We start from the raw sequence: 16,977 nt of genomic DNA, 5'->3' as shown, positions 1-16,977 counted from the left end.
GGGTATCGCCCGGAACGAGGAAGCCCCGGGCACTCCCCTGACGATCAAGGGAGAGCTCCGGAGCTGTCCGGCTGTCACCGGGTTTTTGCGGGTGGCTGTGTCGAATACGTGTCGAAGTTCTTTGGCCGAAGATCAACCACCGTCAGGCAGCTCGGGGAGATCTCCGGCAGCTTCCAGACGCTTCTTCAAGTCCGGCAGCTGCCCGTCGACGCACCGGGCGTAGGTGGCAAGCAGCACGGGGACGCTGTTGCCGGCCCACTCGGCCACCTGGGCGGGCGGGATGCCGTCGTTGAGCCACTTCGTCAGGCGGGTGTGCCGGTTGTCGTACACCCGCTTGCCCGTGGGCGACTCGAAGACGTGCGGGGGCAAAACGGCCTTGCGCGCACTGCGCCAGGCCCGGCGGATGACCGAACCCGCGAGGATGCCGCCCGTCTCCGCCTGGAACAGAAGATCCCCCGGCTTGAGCTGTTCGTCCTCGATGTGCTGGCGCAGGATGCGCGTCAGGGCGGGATGCCCCGGCGCGGTGCGCGTCTCGCCTTCGGCACGGCCCTTCAGGTCACGTTCCTCGTGGATCTCTCCGGTGTCGGTCCACTGCTTGCCGACCTCCGGAGTCGCCGTGTGGATCAGCAGCTCGCACCACTGATCCCGGGCGTCGGGGCCGGGAATCGTCACGTCTTCCACTCGCATGGCCACGGCTTCCTCCGGCCGCAGACCGCAGTAGTACAGCGTGGCGAAGAACGCGTGCAGCCGCTTTCCTCCACGCGGCCGGCGCCGGATCCAGTCGAGGAGAGCCGCCGCCTGGTCCGCATTCATCAAGGACCGCTTGTCCACGGCGTTGCTGGTCTTGGTGACAGTCGTCGACTCCTTCCCCTTGGGGAGGGGGTTGGTCCGCAGAACACGCCGCCGGATCGCGTGCTTCATAACGACGTTGAGGATCCGGCGGTGGCGCTTCCTGGACCAGGCCGCCGCCTGCTTGCCGTCGAGGCGCGTGTCGACGGCGCGCAGGACCTCATCTACCCTCTCCGGCTCCTCCCAGGCCGAGACCGGCAGGGAGTTGCGCTCCACCCACCGGAGGATGGTCACCACGTCTCGCGGGGCGTCCGCACGACGAGTCGCGTTGAACGCCCATTCGCGCAGTGCAGTCCGCACGGCCACCGGGGCGAATTGGGTCGGCTGGACACGCAGCAGCGCGATGGTGGCCGCCGTCAGGGTCTTGGCCGTGTTCTTACGGCTGTTGCCGCCGAGCTCCGGCCAACGGGCATCCACGTACCCGACTGCGAACGCGTACCAGCTCATCGAAGCCGACTTGGAACGATGGGACACCGGCAGCCCGGTGGCGACGACGAAGGCCTCGCCCTTCCCCGTGGCCCGGATCAGTTCGGAGCGAAAGCCCTCAGCGAGTGCGACGGTGCCGAACCGAGTCAGCTGGCGGGGCGCTGTCTATGAGCTGAGACGGCGCCCCCTGGCGGGCCTTACGTCAAGCTGCCCTTCGATGCGAACTACGGGCGGGGCGGTCGCTGAGGTCTGCTCGGCAGGTCAGTCGGCTGATGGAGGCTGGTGGCGGACGGCTACGGTTGCCGCGGTTGCTGTAAAAGGCCCTGAACACCTTGATGGCATCAGGACCTCAGTTCGTCAGCTCAGGCGAGGAGCAGCAGCCCAGCTGCAGATTCCTCCGCGACCGCCCCGGCCACTTGCAATACGGCCACTACAGACTTTCGCGCATTACTCATGATTGTTCTCCTCTCGATTCGAAGCGGACCCTTGAGTTCCTGGCGTGTTGTTTTCTAGGACCAGAATGATGAACCGGGCAACGACTGCGACCGAGACGAGCACGAGGAGGGCTGCAAGGGGAATCGAACCCCAAGCTCCCGCCCCTAGCCTCAACTGACGACGCTGGTAGCGTAGCAGTGACGATCACGGTTCGGGCCGTCTCTGGGCCGTCGAAGGGTGCTCAACGACGACCAACGCTGACAACCACCGACAGGTAAGTCGCAGGTCGCAGCGTTGATCGATTACACAGCCGCAGGTCAGAGACCCGCCCCTTCACTTCTTCGGCTAAAGAGCACCACCCGGCCCTCGGGGAGTATCCAAACGGCAAGTGGCGGTAGGCGTCAGGTGGTGAGTCCCGGCAGAAGCCCCTATGCCGCTTCGCTTCCTGGTGATCGTCAGTCGGGCCGCTTGGCCATGACGACCAGGCCGGGCCCGCTGTAATCCGTCGGAGGGAGTCGCAATTCGGCGACCGGGTTTAGGCCGGCCTGCTCTATCAGGTCGACGAGTTGTTCAGGCCGCCACTTGTGTGTCGTCCAGCGGACGGGTACGCCGCCGTAGGCCTCGGTGCGCAGCGCGTCCTCGTCACCGACGTGTGTTCCGGTAATGAAGTGGCCGCCTGGCTTCAACGCGCGCGCGAACAGGGCGAGGACCTGGGGAAGGACGTCCCGAGGGAGGTTGAACAGTGACCACCACCCGAGCACGCCGCCCAAAGACCCTTCACCGAGGTCGAGCTCAGTGGCGGAACCGACAGCGAAGCGGCACTCTGGATGAAGTCGGCGCGCGTTCTCGATCATGCGAGGCGAGAGATCCACCCCGGATACATCGAGTCCGCGTTCGGCGAGGTACGCGGTCACCGTTCCGGGTCCGCAGCCGACGTCGAGGACGGGCCCGAGCCCGCGCACCGTGTCGGCGAAGGCGTCGATCGACGCCTTGAGCCATGGATCCTTGCGGATGTCGCCAATTCCCGTCGTCACGACCATGTGGGCGTAGTTGTCGGCCACCCGGTCGTAGGACTCACGTACGACGTCGAGATCGGCCGGGCGGTCAATGGGGTGTGTGCGCATCAGTCAACGATAGGACTGCACAGGGGACTTGGGGCAGGCAAAGCGGTTAACACCTCGCCGTTCTTCACGGCCCGGCTGACCTCGTGAGGGCGTATGCCGTACAGCAGCGAAGTACAGCAACCGCAGCAACCGGCAGCGCCCAACACGAACCCTCATAGCCCTTCCGGCAGCCTGTATGACCTTGGATGACCGATCTATGTAGAGCTACGGATCAGAAGGTCGCTGACATCCGCGGCTGACATCAACGACGTCGGACGGGGACGTACATCAGCGTCTCTGTCCGGCCGTCGCACCAGTCGCCGACGGCAGCTGGAGCGGAACCGGATCGAACTCCTAATGCGGTGGTCAGCATGCCGTGGACTATCTGTGGACAGGTCCCTGCTGCTCACACCTGTACGAGGCTGTGCCCAGCAAATTTGCCTAGGACCGCAGGGCCCTCCGGAGCCGTGTGCAAGACGGTGGTTGTTCCGTGGGCAAGCCGTGCGCTTACTCGAAAGGTGGAGCAGATGCCACCAGCATGCCGCTGATCGAGCCCGCATCGGCGGCGGCTTTCGTGGGGTCGACGCTGTTTTCCTCTGCGACCGTTGTCGCCCAGCAATCCCCCCAGGTCGCCGCCCAGTCGCCTGCCAGGTCGCTGTCTGGGGCGAGATCCTCGGGCTTGCCCGTGATGCCGTAGGCGTCGAGGAGTCGTCGCTCGACTCCGAACGGCTCACCCAGGGCGAGCTCCGGGTACTCACTGATCCAACGTCTGAGGATCCGTCCGCGTTCGGCGATCAGCCACGCCTCCCCGTCGTTCTGCTCGCTGTGGAAGAAGAGCTGGGCTTTGCCGAAGTGCACGCTCAATTTTCGGCACAGGTCAGTGACGTGCGCTGTCTGCTGCGGATAGGACAGGCCGAAGTACGGTCCGACGACCAGGGTCCACCCCTGCATGGGCGGGGTAACGACGACTGTGGAGAACGGCTCCTCCTCGTGTGCCACCTCGTCGATGAGTTCCACGCCATCGGCCCAGGTGGTCTCCCGCGCATCCATCAAGCCAAGGGTCTTCACCAACTCCGCTTGATCGACGGTCGCGACCGCGAGCCATGAGAGCCAGCAGGCGCGTATGAGTGGTGTGGAATCAGACGTCCCCATGACCCGCATGGTAGGGGCGTACGAGTGGGATTCGCGCAGCAGGCCAGACGTTGGCGAGGCGCCGGCCGGACATGCCAGATGCGTGCCAGATTTCGCGGAGAACCACGGAGAACCACGGGGAACAGCGCGGAACAAGTCTGCAACCGCTCGGACGCGGTTCAAGTTCCGTCGCAGGTCAGAGCAGTCACTGCCTGCAGAACACCTGAGCTTCCCAAGCTGATGTCACGCAGCTGCGCAGGCGAGGGACGCTGTCAGCGGCGACCAGTAGCCTGCGACGATCAGCCGTCGCGCGCCTGGAGGTGCCGTGGAAGCTTCCGCTCTTGTCAGTCCCGATCAGGTGTGGTCGGCGCAGGAGGTCTTGGTGCGTCCGAGTCCTGTACCGGCGGCGGCAGGGGTCTACGGGTGGCACTTCAAACAGTCGCCCCACCCCGACCTGGATGCTGGGCGCCTGCTGTACGTCGGTATAGCCCCGCGGTTCATGGCGAACCGGACCAGCACGCAGAACCTTCGCAAGCGGGTGCGCGACCACTACCGGGGCAACGCGGCCGGCTCGACACTGCGGCTCACCCTCGGATGCCTGCTCGGACTTGAGCTGCGCCGAGTGGGCAGCGGCAAGCGGATGACCTTCGGCAAGGTCGGCGAAGCGACCCTGAGCCAGTGGATGGCGGACAACGCGCGGGTGTGCTGGATCGAGCAGAGCGAACCATGGGACCTGGAGTCACAGCTCATTTCCCAGCTCGACCTCCCGCTGAACCTCGACCAGAACCGCCACAACGCGTTCCACAGTCGTCTGAAGGACATACGAGCCCAAGCACGCCAGCGAGCACGAGAGTTGCCCATCAGCTCGTAGGCCGCCGAACGGGCCGTTGTCTGGGCCGTCCCTGGGCCGTCCGACGCTGCTCAACAGTGGCCAAGGACGACCAACGACGACCACCAGGCGCACGGGCCCACTGCCCCCGACCAGCAAAAACCCAGCTCCCCAAGATCCCCGGCAACACCCAAGGCAAGAAGACGTAGTGCACCGAGCGGTTAGAGCCTGTCGTTTGGATCAGGCCGTGGGACGGCGACGAGCGCGGACCCAGTGGACACCCTTCACGGTGTAGACGGCGGCCATGAGCACGAAGCCGGCGATGGTGAGCCAGAACCAGGATTCCGCTACTGCGAGACTCAGCAGCGGGCCCCCGATGAGCAGCAGGGAGCCGACGGCGTCCAGGAGGTCAAGACGCGCCTTGGAACGCGCCGATGAGTTGGATCCGCGCAGTCGGCGGATGACAGGTACGAGGCCGAGGGTCTGCAAGACGGCCAGACCGAGAGCGAGCCAGACGAACCAGCCGGGTATGTCCACGGCGCGCACTGTATCGCGGCCCCCGGGACCCTTGAGTGTCTAACTGCGTGACAACGCCGACGAACAACGGCGGATAAGCGCGGACGCCCACGGACCATCAGCGCAGGTGAGCGACACACCAGCCCAAGGCAGTGCCCTCCCTCAAGTTGCTTCGGGACGAAGCGGTCGAACTGCAACCTGGCGAGTCGCACCTGCGGTTAGATGGCCACGTGGCAGTAGCTGAACTGGTCCTCAAGTATGTTGAGGCACTTGCATGGCCCGTAGTGACGTTGGTGCTTGCTTGGGCCGGCAGGCAGCACCTCAAGCGGGCCTTCGCCCGTATGACGCGGCTGGAAACCCCGGCGGGAGCAATCGAGTTCGCTGAAGAGGCACGACGGACTTACGACGAAACCCGGGAGCAAACCTCGTCCTCACCTCCAGGAGAGGTCGGACAGCCGTCAAGACCGGGGTCCCTGCCCTCACAGACTGGCCCTGTTGTTCGTCCTCATTTGCGCGCCCGCTCCGCTCAATATGAAGCTCTCGACCAGGCGCTGGACTTGGTCGGTAGTTCACCGGACAGCGCCGTGATGCTTGCCTGGCGAGCTGTCGAGGTCGCCTACCGCGATCTGCTCGGCGGTACACGGTCCGTGCAGGAGGCTGCAAGGCAGCTTGAGGGAAGGGGCCTGCCGCACTCAGTGGCGGAGACGATGGTGCGCCTTGCCCGACTGCGAGCTCGCGTCTCCCATGGCGATCACACCGTCTTCCCGGACGCGGCGTTCGACTTCGTCGCCAGCTGCGAAGTGGTGCTAGACCAACTAGAAGTCATCGGCTGGCCCAACGTCGAACTCTCAGAGCGATGATGCCAGGCATGTCCGTTCCCTAGCCTGTCGAATGTGTGTCGAAGTAGCTACGCGTCCGAGCTTGGCGCGCGGAAACAGCCAGGTAAGAGGTGGTTTCCCGGTGGTCCGTCCTAGCGCCTTCAAGGCGCCGGGCCTCTCCGCGTCGCGCGGCTCTCCCGGCCTGCGACCACGCGTCGGTGTGCGCGAAGACGCGCAAGGAAGAGGAGGGAGGGTCTCCGTCCGGGGGTGACGGAAGACCCTCCCTCCTCGGCGGAGGGACCTGGCTCTACGGCTGGTAGTAGTCAGGTCGCGAGGTGTCGCGGCGGTGCTGACCGGGCTGCGACTGCTGCCGCGGTGAGCCGCCCTGCTGGTACGGCTGCTGGTTCGGGTCGTGCTGGTACGGCTGCTGGTACGGGCCCTGCGGGTAGGGCTGCTGGTAGTCGCCCTGCCCGTACTGCTGCCCGTACTGCTGTCCCTGCTGCGGCTCGTACTGCTGGGGCGTTTCCTGCCGGTACTGCTGCTGCGGTGCGGTGAACCCGGCGTACTGCGGCTGCTCCTCCGCGCGCTGTCGCCCGGGGTCCGCCTGGTCCGGGAGCTGGGCCGAGGGGCCGCGGCCGCCGCCGGAGATCCTGCCGGGCCACCAGTTCCACCTGCCCAGTGCCGTCATCAGGGCCGGCAGGACGTAGATCCGGATGATCACCGCGTCCAGCAGGATGGCCGCCGCCAGACCCACGCCGAGCTGCTTGAACTCGACCATGGACAGCGTGCCGAAGATCGCGAACACCCCGACCATGACGATCGCGGCACTGGTCACCACGCCCGCCGAGCGGGTGATGCCCTCACGGACGGCCTCCTTGGTCGGGGCACCGTTGATTGCGGCCTCGCGGATCCGGCTGACCACGAAGACGTGGTAGTCCATCGACAGGCCGAACAGCACCACGAACAGGAAGAGCGGCAGCCACGAGACGACCGCGCCCGAACTGTGGAAGTCGAGGATCCCCTCCGCCCAGGTGTGCTGGAAGACCGCCACCAGGACGCCGAAGGCGGCCGCCGCGGAGAGCAGGTTCAGCAGGATCGCGGAGATGGCCACGGCCAGCGAGCGGAAGATCATGATCATGGTGACGAAGGTCAGCAGCAGGACGAAGCCCACGACGAAGGGCATCCGTTCCTCCAGGTGCCCCGTGAAGTCCACGCCCTGCGCCACCTTGCCGCCGACCGCGCTCTCGGCGCCGGGTACATCGGCCATGGCCTGCGGCACCCACTCGCGCAACAGGTCCAGGGACTCGCGTGCCCCGTCGCTCTTGGGCGCGTACGGCGTGCCCACGTCCACCGTGTGGACCCGGTGGTTCGCCGACTCCTTGATCGTCGGGGTCGAGTCGTGGGCGAACAGCTTGTTGTCCGCGGTGCGCTCCAGTAAACCCTTCAGCGCGCTCTTCACCTCGCCGGCCTCCGCCGCGGGCGCCTCGACGGCGACCTGGTGCACGGTGCCCTTGCTCGGGAAGGCGGCGGTCAACCGGTCCATCGCCTGGACGACGGGGATGTCCCTGGACAGGTCGTCGGAGCCCGGTTGCTTGAGCTTCATGTCGAGAGCCGGCAGGGCCAGCAGGACCAGCGCGCCCATGGACACCACGAGCGTGATGACCGGCTTGGACAGCGCGGGACGCAGCAGCGCGGGCCACACCCGGGACTCGCCGAAGCGCATGGTCAGCCGCCACAGGAACGGCACCTTGGGCTTGTCGACCCAGCGGCCCAGCTTGGCGAGGAGGGCGGGCAGCACGGTCAGCGAGGCCAGCACGGCGACCGCCACGACGATGATGGAGCCGGTGGCCAGGGAGGCGAAGGTCGCCTCGTTGGCCAGGTAGAGACCGGCCATGGCCACGATCACGGTGGTGCCGGAGACCACCACGGTGTGTCCGGAGGTCTCCGCGGCGATCTCGATCGCGTCGACATGGGACTTCCCGGCTCGGCGTTCCTCGCGTTCGCGTTTGAGGTAGAAGAGCGAGTAGTCCACACCCACGGCCATGCCCATGAGCAGGATGACGTTGCTGACCGCGCTCGTCTCGGGCAGTACGTGGGAGGCGAGGGTGGAGAGCCCGATGGCCGCGCCGACGCAGGACAGCGCGAGCACCACGGGGACGCCGGCCGCGATGATCGCGCCGAAGACGACCAGCAGGATCAGCAGGGTCAGCGGCAGACTGATCAGCTCGGCCTTCTTGAAGTCCTCGCCGAGCGTCTCCGACAGCCCCTTGGCCGTCGAGCCGGTGCCCACCTCGTCGATCCGCAGGCCCTCGTGGGCGTCCTGGACGGCCGCGCCGACGTCGAGCAGCGGCTGGACCCGCTGGTCGGCGTTCTCCGTGTCGCCCTTCATGGTGACCGGGACCAGGAGGGCCCTGCCGTTGGGCGAGGCGACCGGCGCGCCGACGCTCTCCACCTCGGAGAGCGCCTTCATCCGCTTGACGACGTCCGCCGCCGCCGCCCGACCGGCCGCGCGGTCCAGCTTCCCGCCGTCCTCGGCGGTGATCAGCACGTTCTCCTCGGCCTTCTCGGGGAAGTCACCCGAGTGCACGATCTTGCCCGCCCGGCCCGATTCACGGACCCCCGACTCCTCGTCGCTGATCGCGTTCGTGCCCGCCGCTCCGCCCAGGAAGAGACACGCGGCGACGAACACGACCCACATACCGATGGCGGACCACGGATGAGTGGCGCTCCATCGAGCAATCCGTACCGTTGCCGGTTTCTTTCGCACCTTGCTTCCTTCCGTTGCTGCAGGCCCGGCTCAGGAAGCCGGTCGGATCTCGACGGGGAAAACGCTAGGTCGGCCGACCTGGACGTGGATACGAGGTAAACCGTCGTGGTGCCCGTTGCTTTCCACAGGCTCGGTATGCGGAAAACCGCAGGTACGGACCTGCGGAAAACCGCAGCGAGAAACCTGAGGAAAACCGTACTGCCCTGGGAAAACCTTGACCGGTAAAACTCTGGCCCGTTACGTTCGAAGTGCGAATCGGCGGTACCCGCAAAGGGCCGGCAATAGCCTTCGGGTGGAATATACGACGATCGCGGAGTGTAGCTCGTTGAATGAACGGCGTACATTCCTTGGCAATTAGTTGCCGAGGTGCGACGAAACTCGAGGGGAGAAAATGGAGACCACGGTCCTCACCCGGCAGCATGTTGCCAAACTCGTCAAGGAGAGCGGCAACGATCGCTTCATGGACCGGATGATCGTCCGGCTCCGGGAGGCGTTCACCTCAACGGACACGGGGGTGACCCCCGCTCGCGACGGCTTCGTGCGTGGCCCGGGGGACACGGCCATCCTCGAATGGATGCCGCACCATGATCCCGGGCGTTCCATAACGATCAAGACGGTGGCCTACACACCGTCGAACCCCACCACGTACCAACTGCCGACCATCATCGGATCCCTCACCCGCTACGACGATGTGACGGGCCGTCTCCTCGCGATCTGCGACGGCATCCTGCCCACCGCGATCCGCACGGGAGCCGCCTCGGCGATCGCCAGCGGATTGCTCGCCCGTCCGGACAGCCGGGTCCTCGGTCTGGTGGGCGCCGGCGCTCAGGCGGTGACCCAGGCCCACGCGCTCAGCCGGGTGTTCTCGCTGGAGCAGATCCTGGTGCACGACATCGAGCCGGCCCACGCGCGCTCCTTCGCGGACCGCGTGGACTTCCTCGGCCTGGACGTACGGGTCGTGGAACTGGCGGAGTTGGAGGCGGCGGCGGACATCATCTGCACCGTGACCTCGGTCGGCGTAGGCGAAGGACCGGTGCTGAGCGGCGAGAACCTGCGGCCGCACGTCCACATCAACGCCATCGGCGCCGACCTCGTCGGCAAGTTCGAGGTGCCCAGGGCGGTGCTGAAGTCGGCGTTCGTGACGCCGGACCACGTGGCACAGGCACTGCGGGAGGGGGAGTGCCAGCAACTCGAGGCGGCCGACCTCGGTCCCGACCTGATGACCCTGTGCGCCGATCCCGAGGCGGCGGCCCGGCTGCGGGACGGGGTGACCGTCTTCGACTCGACGGGCTTCGCGCTCGAGGACCATGTCGCCCTCGACGTGCTCCTCGAACTCGCCGAGGAGGCGGGCATCGGCGACCGGGTCCAGGTGGAGCACCTGCCGGACGACGCCCTGAACCCGTATTCCTTCCAGTGACGGCGCGATGACCATGACGACGTGCCGGGTGGCGGGACTTCGGCCGGCCGGTACGTCGTCGTCACGACTCCAGATACCGCAGTACGGCCAGGATCCGGCGGTTGTAGCCCGTGGCGTGCGCGAGCTCGAGCTTGTCGAAGATCGTGTTGAGGTTCTTCTCGACCGTGCTCATGGAGATGTGCAGCTTCTCGGAGATGGCCGCGTTGGTGTACCCCTGGGCCAGCGTCTCCAGGACGCTGCGCTCGCGCGGGGTCAGCCGGGCCAGCGGGTCGCTGTGCGTCGTGCGGATCACCAACTGCCGTACGACCTCCGGGTCGATGGCGGCGCCACCCGCCTGGATCCGCTCCAGCGCGTCGAGGAACTCCTCCACCTGGGCGACCCGGTCCTTGAGCAGGTAGCCGACCCGCTCCGCGTTCGAGGTCAGCAGCTGTGCCGCGTAGTTGCGCTCTATGTGCTGGGACAGCACCAGGACGCCGACACCGGGCCACCGCTTGCGGATCTCCAGCGCGGCCCGCAGCCCCTCGTCCGTGTGGGTGGGGGGCATCCGGATGTCGACGACGACCAGGTCCGGCGGCCGGGCCTCCACCTCCCGCAGCAGGGAGACGGCGTCACCCACCGCGGCCGGCACCTCGTGCCCCTCCTCGGTGAGTAGTCGGACCAGCCCCTCTCGCAGCAGGGTCGAGTCCTCGGCCAGCATTACGCGCACGGCAACTCCGCGGTGATCGTGGTGGGCCCCCCGGCGGGGCTGTGGACGTGCAGTCGGCCGTCCAGCGCGCCGACCCGGGTGTGCAGGCCGGTCAGACCGCTGCCCCCCGGATTCGCGCCGCCGACGCCGTTGTCCTCGATCCGGACGACGAGGACGGGCCCGTAGGCGCGGACGCTGACGAGGATCTCCGTGGCGGCCGAGTGCTTGGCCGCGTTGGTCACCGCCTCCGACACCACGAAGTAGGCGGCTGTCTCGACGGAGGCGGGCAACGGCTCGGAGAGGGCGAAGTCCATCCGGATCGGGATGCTGCACCGCTCGGACACCCCGGCGAGCGCCTCCTGGAGCCCCAGGTTGTCGAGCGCCGTCGGATAGACCCGCCAGGCCACCTCCCGCAGCTCGGTCACGACCTCCTGCGACTCCCGGTGGGCCTGCTCCAGCAGACTGTCCGCCTGCTCGGGCGTACGGCCCCGGCGGGCGCGTCCGAGCAGCATGGCCAGCGCCACCAGGCGCTGCTGCACCCCGTCGTGCAGGTCCCGCTCGATGCGCCGGCGCTCGGTGTCCACGGCCTGCAGCACCGCCGCCCGGCTGGTGGCCAGTTCGTCGATGCGCCGCTGCATCAGCTCGCGTTCCGAGGGGCCGAAGTTCTCGCGGGCCAGCCGCGTGTCGAACGCCTCCAGCGACACCAGGCCCTGGACGTCCAGGAAGAGCAGCACCCCGCCGAGCAGCCCCTGCGTGAGCATCTCCTGCCAGCCGAGCGTGCCGCGCAGGAGGCTCGCGACGAGCAGCCCCGCCAGGAGGATGCCGAAGCCGAGCAGGCCGACCACGATGCCGGTGATCAGACCGGCGTAGGCGCGGGTGGCGAGATAGCGCAGGATCCGGTGGTCGGGAACGATCCGGTCGGGGAAGCGGTCCCCGTAGAAGACCGAGCGGCGTCGGCGCTCGAGCCCGGTCAGCCGGCGGGCGCCGGCGATCAGGGCGACGAAGGCGTGTCGTCGGGTGCGCGGCCACAGCAGGAAAGGGCCGAGGAGGGTGCCGACGACCGCGAAGTACAGCAGTCCTAGCAGCGCGGTCAGACAGCCGACCAGCAGTCCCGCGATCCGGCGCGGTAACGCCGCGGGCGGCGTCGCCGGCGGCTCGCCTCCCGGCTGCGCGGGTCCGGGCGCCGTCGGGAGGGGTCGGGTGGTGAAGTCCGCCGAGTCCCCCTGCACGGTCGCCGAGACTAGCCGGGCCGCGCAGCCGGGGCAAGATCGCTCGATCGAGGTCAGAACGGGGCCGGTCACGACGTACGGCGGTGCTGGGCCGAGCCGCGGGAGCGCAGCCGGACCACGATGTACAGGGCGATGGCCGCCAGGACCAGGACCAGGACGACCTTGCTGATGATGCCGACGTAGGTCTCGACGAGGTCCCACTGGTCGCCGAGCCAGTAGCCGGCCAGCACCAGCACGGAGTTCCAGATCAGGCTGCCCAGCGTGGTCAGGAGCAGGAACGTCGGCATCGGCATGCGTTCCAGACCGGCCGGAACGGAGATGAGGCTGCGGAAGATCGGCACCATACGGCCGAAGAAGACGGCCTTGGTGCCGTGCTTGGCGAACCACTCCTCCGTCCGTTCCAGGTCGGAGGTCTTGACCAGCGGCAGCTTCGCCCAGATCGCGTGCATGCGCTCCCGGCCGAACAGCATGCCGATCCAGTAGAGGACCGCGGCGCCGACCACCGAGCCGAGGGTGGTCCAGAACAGCGCCGAGAACAGGCTGATGACGCCCTGCCCGGCGGCGAAGCCGGTCAGGGGCAGGATCACTTCGCTGGGCAGCGGCGGGAAGAGGTTCTCCAGGGCGATGGCCAGGCCCGCGCCGGGGCCGCCCATGGCGTCCACGAGGTCGGCCGCCCAGCCCGCGATACCGTCGGCGGGCTCCTGGGGCAGGGCCAGGGTCATGAGGTCCATTCGAAGTCTCCAGGCTGCGGGATGGTCGCCGCGGGCAGTTGCCGCGATCCACCGACCACGCTAGAAACCGCTGACCAGCGCCGGTATGAGGATTGCCGCCGAACTTGTGCGGTTCTCCGCACCCCGCACCCTGCGGTTTTCCGCAGGGTGCGGGGTGCGAGGTAGCCGTCCGTGGCGGCGGCGGCAACGACCGTGGCACGTTCCTGCGGCCGGAAATCGGTAAGAGGAATCCCGGATTGGCAGCAATGTGCCAGCCGCCGTATTTCGTTGACTCCGGAATTCCGGCCTGGTTAGCCTCGGTGCATCGGTCGTCAAGTGCCAGGAAAAGCAAGGCACTTGGAGCTCCGATATGTCGAATTCAGTGCACAACACTGACAGGAGGACAGCTATGGAGAACATGGAGCCGGAGACTTCCTATGAGGTTCCGGAACTTGTGGAGCTCGGTGACTACGACGACCTGACCAGGGGCGTCGGGTTTCCGCTGGCCGACTTCTTCATCCACTTCGACTGAGTCGAGGTCGGGGTGAAGTAAACGCGCCATGAAGCGGGTGGGGTGCGGCCGTAGCGGTGCCCCGTGACCGCGATTCGCCGCACTCCACTCGCTCGCCTGCGGAGGAACAATGGATTCGGTATCGGTACCCGGCGGCTCCTGGTTCGTCGCTCTGCCGGACAGCGCCGCCACGGTCGGGATCGCCGACCGCCTGCGCCCGCACGCCTCGTTCACCCACGCACACGCCTCGGGACGCCCCTGGATCCTCGGATCGGGCCCCGACGCGGGGCCGGCGTCCCTCGTCCACGCCACGCACGGCGGCACCCGGCTCCTGGTGCGGGGCGTCCACTCCGTCACCGAGGAGGACCTGCTGGGCTGGGCCCGGCGCGTCCGGCACCTCTCCGACGTCGACCGGCTCGCCGCGTCCGTCGCCGGTTCGGTCCATGTGCTGGCCTCGGTCGACGGGCAGGTGCGCGTCCAGGGCAGCGTCTCCGGTGTGCGCCAGGTCTGCCACACCACCGTCGACGGTGTACGGATCGCCGCGGACCGCGCCGACCTGCTGGCCTCGTGCACCGGGGCCGCCGTGGACCCCGTTCGCCTCACGGCCCGTCTCCTGGCCATCACCCCCTCCGCGTTGCTCGAACCGCTGTGGTCGGGCGTCGAGGGCGTACCGCCCGACAGCTGGCTGCACCTCGACACGCACGGTGGGGCGCACACGAGGAGATGGTGGCGGCCGCCGCCCCAGGAACTCGACCGTGCCGAGGGGGCACCCGCCCTCGCCCGCGCCCTCGACGACGCCGTTGCCGCCCGGGTCCGCGCCGGAGCGACCGTGGGGTCCGATCTGTCCGGAGGGCTGGACTCCACCCCCATGAGCTTCCTCGCCTCCCGGGCCACGGGCGCCGCCGGCGGCAGACTGGTCACCGTGCGCATCGGGGTGGCGGACCCCACGCACGACGACCATGTGTGGGCCGACCGCGCCCAGCGGCTCATGGACGGCGACCACGTCACGCACACCGTGTTCCGGCCGGGTGAGCTCCCCGACATGTTCGCGCAGGTCGCCCAGCCGGTCACCGGTCTCGACGAGCCCACCCGCTGGATCCGCCCGATCGCCCGGCTGCGGGAGACCGCCCGCCGACTCGGCGACACCGGAGCGACGGTCCACCTCACCGGACACGGCGGGGACGAGGTCCTGCCGGTCAAGCCGAACTACCTGCACGACCTGATGCGCAGACGGCCCGCGCTGGCCAGGCAACACCTGGCCGGAATGCGGGCGCTGCGGCGCTGGTCGGCGGCCGACACCGTACGGGCCCTCGCCGAGCGCAAACCGTACGGACCGTGGCTCATGACCCAGGCCGACGCCCTGGGCACCGCCTTCCCCGCCGCGAGCCGGCCCCTGTTCGGCTGGGAGTACCCCCTGCGCCTGCCGCCGTGGGTGAAGCGGGAGGCTGTCGCCGAACTCGCCGCCCGGATCCGCGAGCGGGCCGGGGCCGCCGAGCCCCACGCCCCCACCCGATCCGCGCACACGACCATCGACCTGGCGCGACAACTCGGTGCGGCCGTACGGCTGGCCGAGACCGTCACGGCGGACGAGGGCGCGCTGCTGCAGGCGCCCTACCTCGACGACCGCGTCATCGAAGCCTGTCTCGCGGTGCGCCCCGAGGAACGCAGTTCGCCCTGGTCGTACAAGCCGCTCATGGTCGAGGCGATGCGCGGCACGATGCCGGCCGAGTCCCTGGAACGGGCCACCAAGGGGGAGTTCTCGGACGACTTCTTCAAGGGACAGAAACGGCACCGCGGGCAGCTGGCCGAACTCTTCGACCAGCCCCTGCTCGCCGACCTGGGACTGGTCGACCCCGGCACGCTGCGGCACATGGCGCTGGCCGCCTATCCGCCGGGACTGCCCTGGTCGGCCCTCGACGCCACCATGGCGGCCGAGAACTGGCTGCGGGCGCGACCGCGACCGAGCACCTTCGTGGGAGGGGACCACCGTGTCGATCACTCTGGCTGATGGCGTGTCGCTCGCCGAGACCGACGGCGGGGCCGTGCTGCTCGACGAGCGGTCCGGACGCTACTGGCAGCTCAACGCCTCCGGCGCCCGTGTCCTGCACCGGCTCCTCGCGGGCGACACCGCCGCCGAGGCCGGCGCCGCGGCGGCGAACGGCGCGAGCGTCCCGGCCGAACGGGCCGCGGGCGATGCGCACACACTGCTCGAGAAACTGCGGCACGCGGGTCTGGTCAGCTCATGAGCACACCCGTCGCCCTCACCCGCCGCCCGCGGCTGCCGCTGCACCGCCGTCCCCTGCCCTGGCTGGCCACGCTCGTCGCCCGGCTGCTCGTGCACCAACCGCCCGCGCGGATCCGAGCGGTGCTGCGCCTGGTACGCCGGGGCGCACGCCCCTCCACCGCCGAGGAGGCGCTGCGCAGCCGACGGGCGGTCGTCGCGGTGAGCGTCTCCTGTGCGGGCGAGGGCTGCGTCCAGCGGTCGATCGCCACCGCGCTGCTGTGCCGGGTGCACGGCCACTGGCCCACCTGGTGCTCCGGCGTGCGCGTGGTCCCCTTCCTCGCCCACGCCTGGGTCGAGGCCGAGGGCGCGCCCGTCGACGAGCCGTACCCGCCCGGCTACCACACCGTGCTGATCCGTGTTCCCCCACTGTGAACGGCTTGCCATGAAGATGACAGGACTGACGGAGTTCGGTCTCGGGCTGAGGATCGAGGGGTTCTCGCCGGACGACTCCGGCTCCGGCTCCCTGGCCGGATCGACCCTGCGCGCCCTGCTGCGCGAGTTCGGGGTCCTCCACCTGGTGGGCTTCCCGGACGACAACGACGTCTACGGCGCCTTCGCGCGCCGGTTCGGCCGGCCGGAAGAGGTCTTCCCGCCCGAGCACCGGGTGCCCGGCCACCCCTGCATCCGGCTCCAGACGAACGTACGCGGCCTCGGTGCCAACGCGGGCGGCCAGTACTGGCACGCCGACGGGTCGTTCGCCCAGCCCCCGACCTCGGTGACGCTCCTGTACTGCCAGGAGGCACCGGCCGAAGAAGGCGAGACCCTCTTCGCGGACATGCGGGCCGCCTACCGGGCACTGCCCGACCAGGTGCGGCAGACGGTGTCCGGCCTGCGGGGCAGCTACCCGTGCCGGGAGATCGCCTCCCGCGACATGGACCGGGCCGTCGCGATGAGGACGGTCACGCTCTCGGAACAGGACCGGCGCCGGCAACTGGACCAACTGAGCGACTTCACCCGCCCCCTGGTGTCCGAGGACCCCGAGACCGGCCGCAGCGCTTTGCGGCTGAACCAGCACTGGCTGCGGGACATCGAGGGCCTGGCCGCCGCCGAGAGCGCCGAACTGCTCCGGCTCCTGTACGACACCGCGACCGACGTCTCCCGTGTGCACCGGCACCGCTGGACCGAGGGCGACCTGCTCGTCTGGGACAACGCCTCGGTCCTGCACAAGGCGGTCCCGGCCGCGGCGGGCCTGCGCAAGATCACCCGCCGGATCACCATCGCCGGGGAGCCGTGACCCGGAACGTTCCCGCCCCCGTCGGAGAAAGGA

15 protein-coding genes are annotated in these 16,977 nt (G+C 68.6%); 7 read left to right on the top strand and 8 right to left on the bottom strand.

What is annotated here, in order from left to right; translation table 11 throughout:
- Positions 1-132 precede the first annotated feature (132 nt).
- The 3 genes from AQJ46_RS36860 to AQJ46_RS36850 all read right to left on the bottom strand — a co-directional run bounded on the left by AQJ46_RS36860 (position 133) and on the right by AQJ46_RS36850 (position 3,965).
- Positions 133-1,323, bottom strand: coding sequence for a tyrosine-type recombinase/integrase (locus AQJ46_RS36860; RefSeq protein ID WP_225887481.1), 1,191 nt, complete (start codon positions 1,321-1,323; stop codon positions 133-135).
- Between the two features lie 842 nt (positions 1,324-2,165).
- Positions 2,166-2,834, bottom strand: a complete 669-nt coding sequence (locus AQJ46_RS36855; RefSeq protein ID WP_059209686.1) for a class I SAM-dependent methyltransferase — start codon at positions 2,832-2,834, stop codon at positions 2,166-2,168.
- Between the two features lie 486 nt (positions 2,835-3,320).
- On the bottom strand, positions 3,321-3,965 hold the full coding sequence (locus AQJ46_RS36850) for a hypothetical protein (protein ID WP_159064096.1): 645 nt from the start codon (positions 3,963-3,965) through the stop codon (positions 3,321-3,323).
- Positions 3,966-4,326: 361 nt separating this feature from the next.
- Here AQJ46_RS36850 and AQJ46_RS36845 point away from each other — a divergent pair, with 361 nt between their 5' ends.
- On the top strand, positions 4,327-4,815 hold the full coding sequence (locus AQJ46_RS36845; RefSeq protein ID WP_225887480.1) for a GIY-YIG nuclease family protein: 489 nt from the start codon (positions 4,327-4,329) through the stop codon (positions 4,813-4,815).
- 198 nt (positions 4,816-5,013) lie between these two features.
- On the opposite strand, the gene AQJ46_RS36840 is transcribed toward AQJ46_RS36845, so the two are convergent.
- Both AQJ46_RS36840 and AQJ46_RS36830 read right to left on the bottom strand, forming a co-directional pair.
- Positions 5,014-5,310, bottom strand: a complete 297-nt coding sequence (locus AQJ46_RS36840) for a hypothetical protein (protein ID WP_059209683.1) — start codon at positions 5,308-5,310, stop codon at positions 5,014-5,016.
- A gap of 1,104 nt (positions 5,311-6,414) precedes the next feature.
- Complete coding sequence (locus AQJ46_RS36830) at positions 6,415-8,874, bottom strand: MMPL family transporter (protein ID WP_225887479.1); 2,460 nt, start codon at positions 8,872-8,874, stop codon at positions 6,415-6,417.
- A gap of 391 nt (positions 8,875-9,265) precedes the next feature.
- Between AQJ46_RS36830 and AQJ46_RS36825 the strand changes: the two genes are divergently transcribed.
- Positions 9,266-10,291 (top strand): ornithine cyclodeaminase family protein, encoded by a 1,026-nt coding sequence (locus AQJ46_RS36825; RefSeq protein WP_063803877.1) that lies wholly within the window; start codon positions 9,266-9,268, stop codon positions 10,289-10,291.
- Between the two features lie 61 nt (positions 10,292-10,352).
- Here the strand turns inward: AQJ46_RS36825 and AQJ46_RS36820 are convergent, their stop codons facing one another.
- The 3 genes from AQJ46_RS36820 to AQJ46_RS36810 all read right to left on the bottom strand — a co-directional run bounded on the left by AQJ46_RS36820 (position 10,353) and on the right by AQJ46_RS36810 (position 12,936).
- Positions 10,353-10,988 (bottom strand): response regulator, encoded by a 636-nt coding sequence (locus AQJ46_RS36820; protein WP_059209681.1) that lies wholly within the window; start codon positions 10,986-10,988, stop codon positions 10,353-10,355.
- A complete protein-coding gene (locus AQJ46_RS36815; RefSeq protein WP_079072567.1) occupies positions 10,988-12,205 on the bottom strand; it encodes a sensor histidine kinase in 1,218 nt (405 codons plus the stop codon). Before AQJ46_RS36815 ends, AQJ46_RS36820 begins: the two co-directional genes overlap by 1 nt.
- A gap of 68 nt (positions 12,206-12,273) precedes the next feature.
- Positions 12,274-12,936: a DedA family protein gene (locus AQJ46_RS36810; protein ID WP_059209680.1), complete on the bottom strand. Its 663-nt coding sequence runs from the start codon at positions 12,934-12,936 to the stop codon at positions 12,274-12,276.
- 388 nt (positions 12,937-13,324) lie between these two features.
- On the opposite strand from AQJ46_RS36810, the gene AQJ46_RS54590 reads away from it, so the two are divergent.
- The 5 genes from AQJ46_RS54590 to AQJ46_RS36790 all read left to right on the top strand — a co-directional run bounded on the left by AQJ46_RS54590 (position 13,325) and on the right by AQJ46_RS36790 (position 16,944).
- On the top strand, positions 13,325-13,447 hold the full coding sequence (locus AQJ46_RS54590; RefSeq protein WP_159064094.1) for a lasso RiPP family leader peptide-containing protein: 123 nt from the start codon (positions 13,325-13,327) through the stop codon (positions 13,445-13,447).
- A gap of 109 nt (positions 13,448-13,556) precedes the next feature.
- Positions 13,557-15,434: an asparagine synthase-related protein gene (locus tag AQJ46_RS36805; protein ID WP_059209679.1), complete on the top strand. Its 1,878-nt coding sequence runs from the start codon at positions 13,557-13,559 to the stop codon at positions 15,432-15,434.
- Entirely contained in the window at positions 15,415-15,672 is a 258-nt protein-coding gene (locus tag AQJ46_RS36800; protein ID WP_059209678.1) for a lasso peptide biosynthesis PqqD family chaperone, read from the top strand. Before AQJ46_RS36805 ends, AQJ46_RS36800 begins: the two co-directional genes overlap by 20 nt.
- Positions 15,669-16,082 carry a lasso peptide biosynthesis B2 protein gene (locus AQJ46_RS36795; protein ID WP_059209677.1) on the top strand — a complete coding sequence of 138 codons (414 nt, stop codon included), beginning with the start codon at positions 15,669-15,671 and terminating at the stop codon, positions 16,080-16,082. Before AQJ46_RS36800 ends, AQJ46_RS36795 begins: the two co-directional genes overlap by 4 nt.
- A gap of 10 nt (positions 16,083-16,092) precedes the next feature.
- Positions 16,093-16,944 carry a TauD/TfdA dioxygenase family protein gene (locus AQJ46_RS36790; protein WP_059209676.1) on the top strand — a complete coding sequence of 284 codons (852 nt, stop codon included), beginning with the start codon at positions 16,093-16,095 and terminating at the stop codon, positions 16,942-16,944.
- The last annotated feature ends 33 nt before the right edge of the window (positions 16,945-16,977 follow it).

The sequence above is a fragment of the Streptomyces canus genome, from assembly GCF_001514145.1.
Lineage (GTDB): Bacteria > Actinomycetota > Actinomycetes > Streptomycetales > Streptomycetaceae > Streptomyces > Streptomyces canus.
Note: the sequence above shows the minus strand (reverse complement) of the source record. Positions and strands in the feature narration are given on the sequence as shown.

Bases quoted from the DNA above. Each gene is read 5' to 3' on its own strand.
- AQJ46_RS36855 (WP_059209686.1), bottom strand. From the start codon at position 2,834: ATGCGCACACACCCCATTGACCGCCCGGCCGATCTCGACGTCGTACGT.
- AQJ46_RS36850 (WP_159064096.1), bottom strand. From the start codon at position 3,965: ATGGGGACGTCTGATTCCACACCACTCATACGCGCCTGCTGGCTCTCA.
- AQJ46_RS36825 (WP_063803877.1), top strand. From the start codon at position 9,266: ATGGAGACCACGGTCCTCACCCGGCAGCATGTTGCCAAACTCGTCAAG.
- AQJ46_RS36820 (WP_059209681.1), bottom strand. From the start codon at position 10,988: ATGCTGGCCGAGGACTCGACCCTGCTGCGAGAGGGGCTGGTCCGACTA.
- AQJ46_RS36810 (WP_059209680.1), bottom strand. From the start codon at position 12,936: ATGGACCTCATGACCCTGGCCCTGCCCCAGGAGCCCGCCGACGGTATC.
- AQJ46_RS54590 (WP_159064094.1), top strand. From the start codon at position 13,325: ATGGAGAACATGGAGCCGGAGACTTCCTATGAGGTTCCGGAACTTGTG.
- AQJ46_RS36805 (WP_059209679.1), top strand. From the start codon at position 13,557: ATGGATTCGGTATCGGTACCCGGCGGCTCCTGGTTCGTCGCTCTGCCG.
- AQJ46_RS36795 (WP_059209677.1), top strand. From the start codon at position 15,669: ATGAGCACACCCGTCGCCCTCACCCGCCGCCCGCGGCTGCCGCTGCAC.
- AQJ46_RS36790 (WP_059209676.1), top strand. From the start codon at position 16,093: ATGAAGATGACAGGACTGACGGAGTTCGGTCTCGGGCTGAGGATCGAG.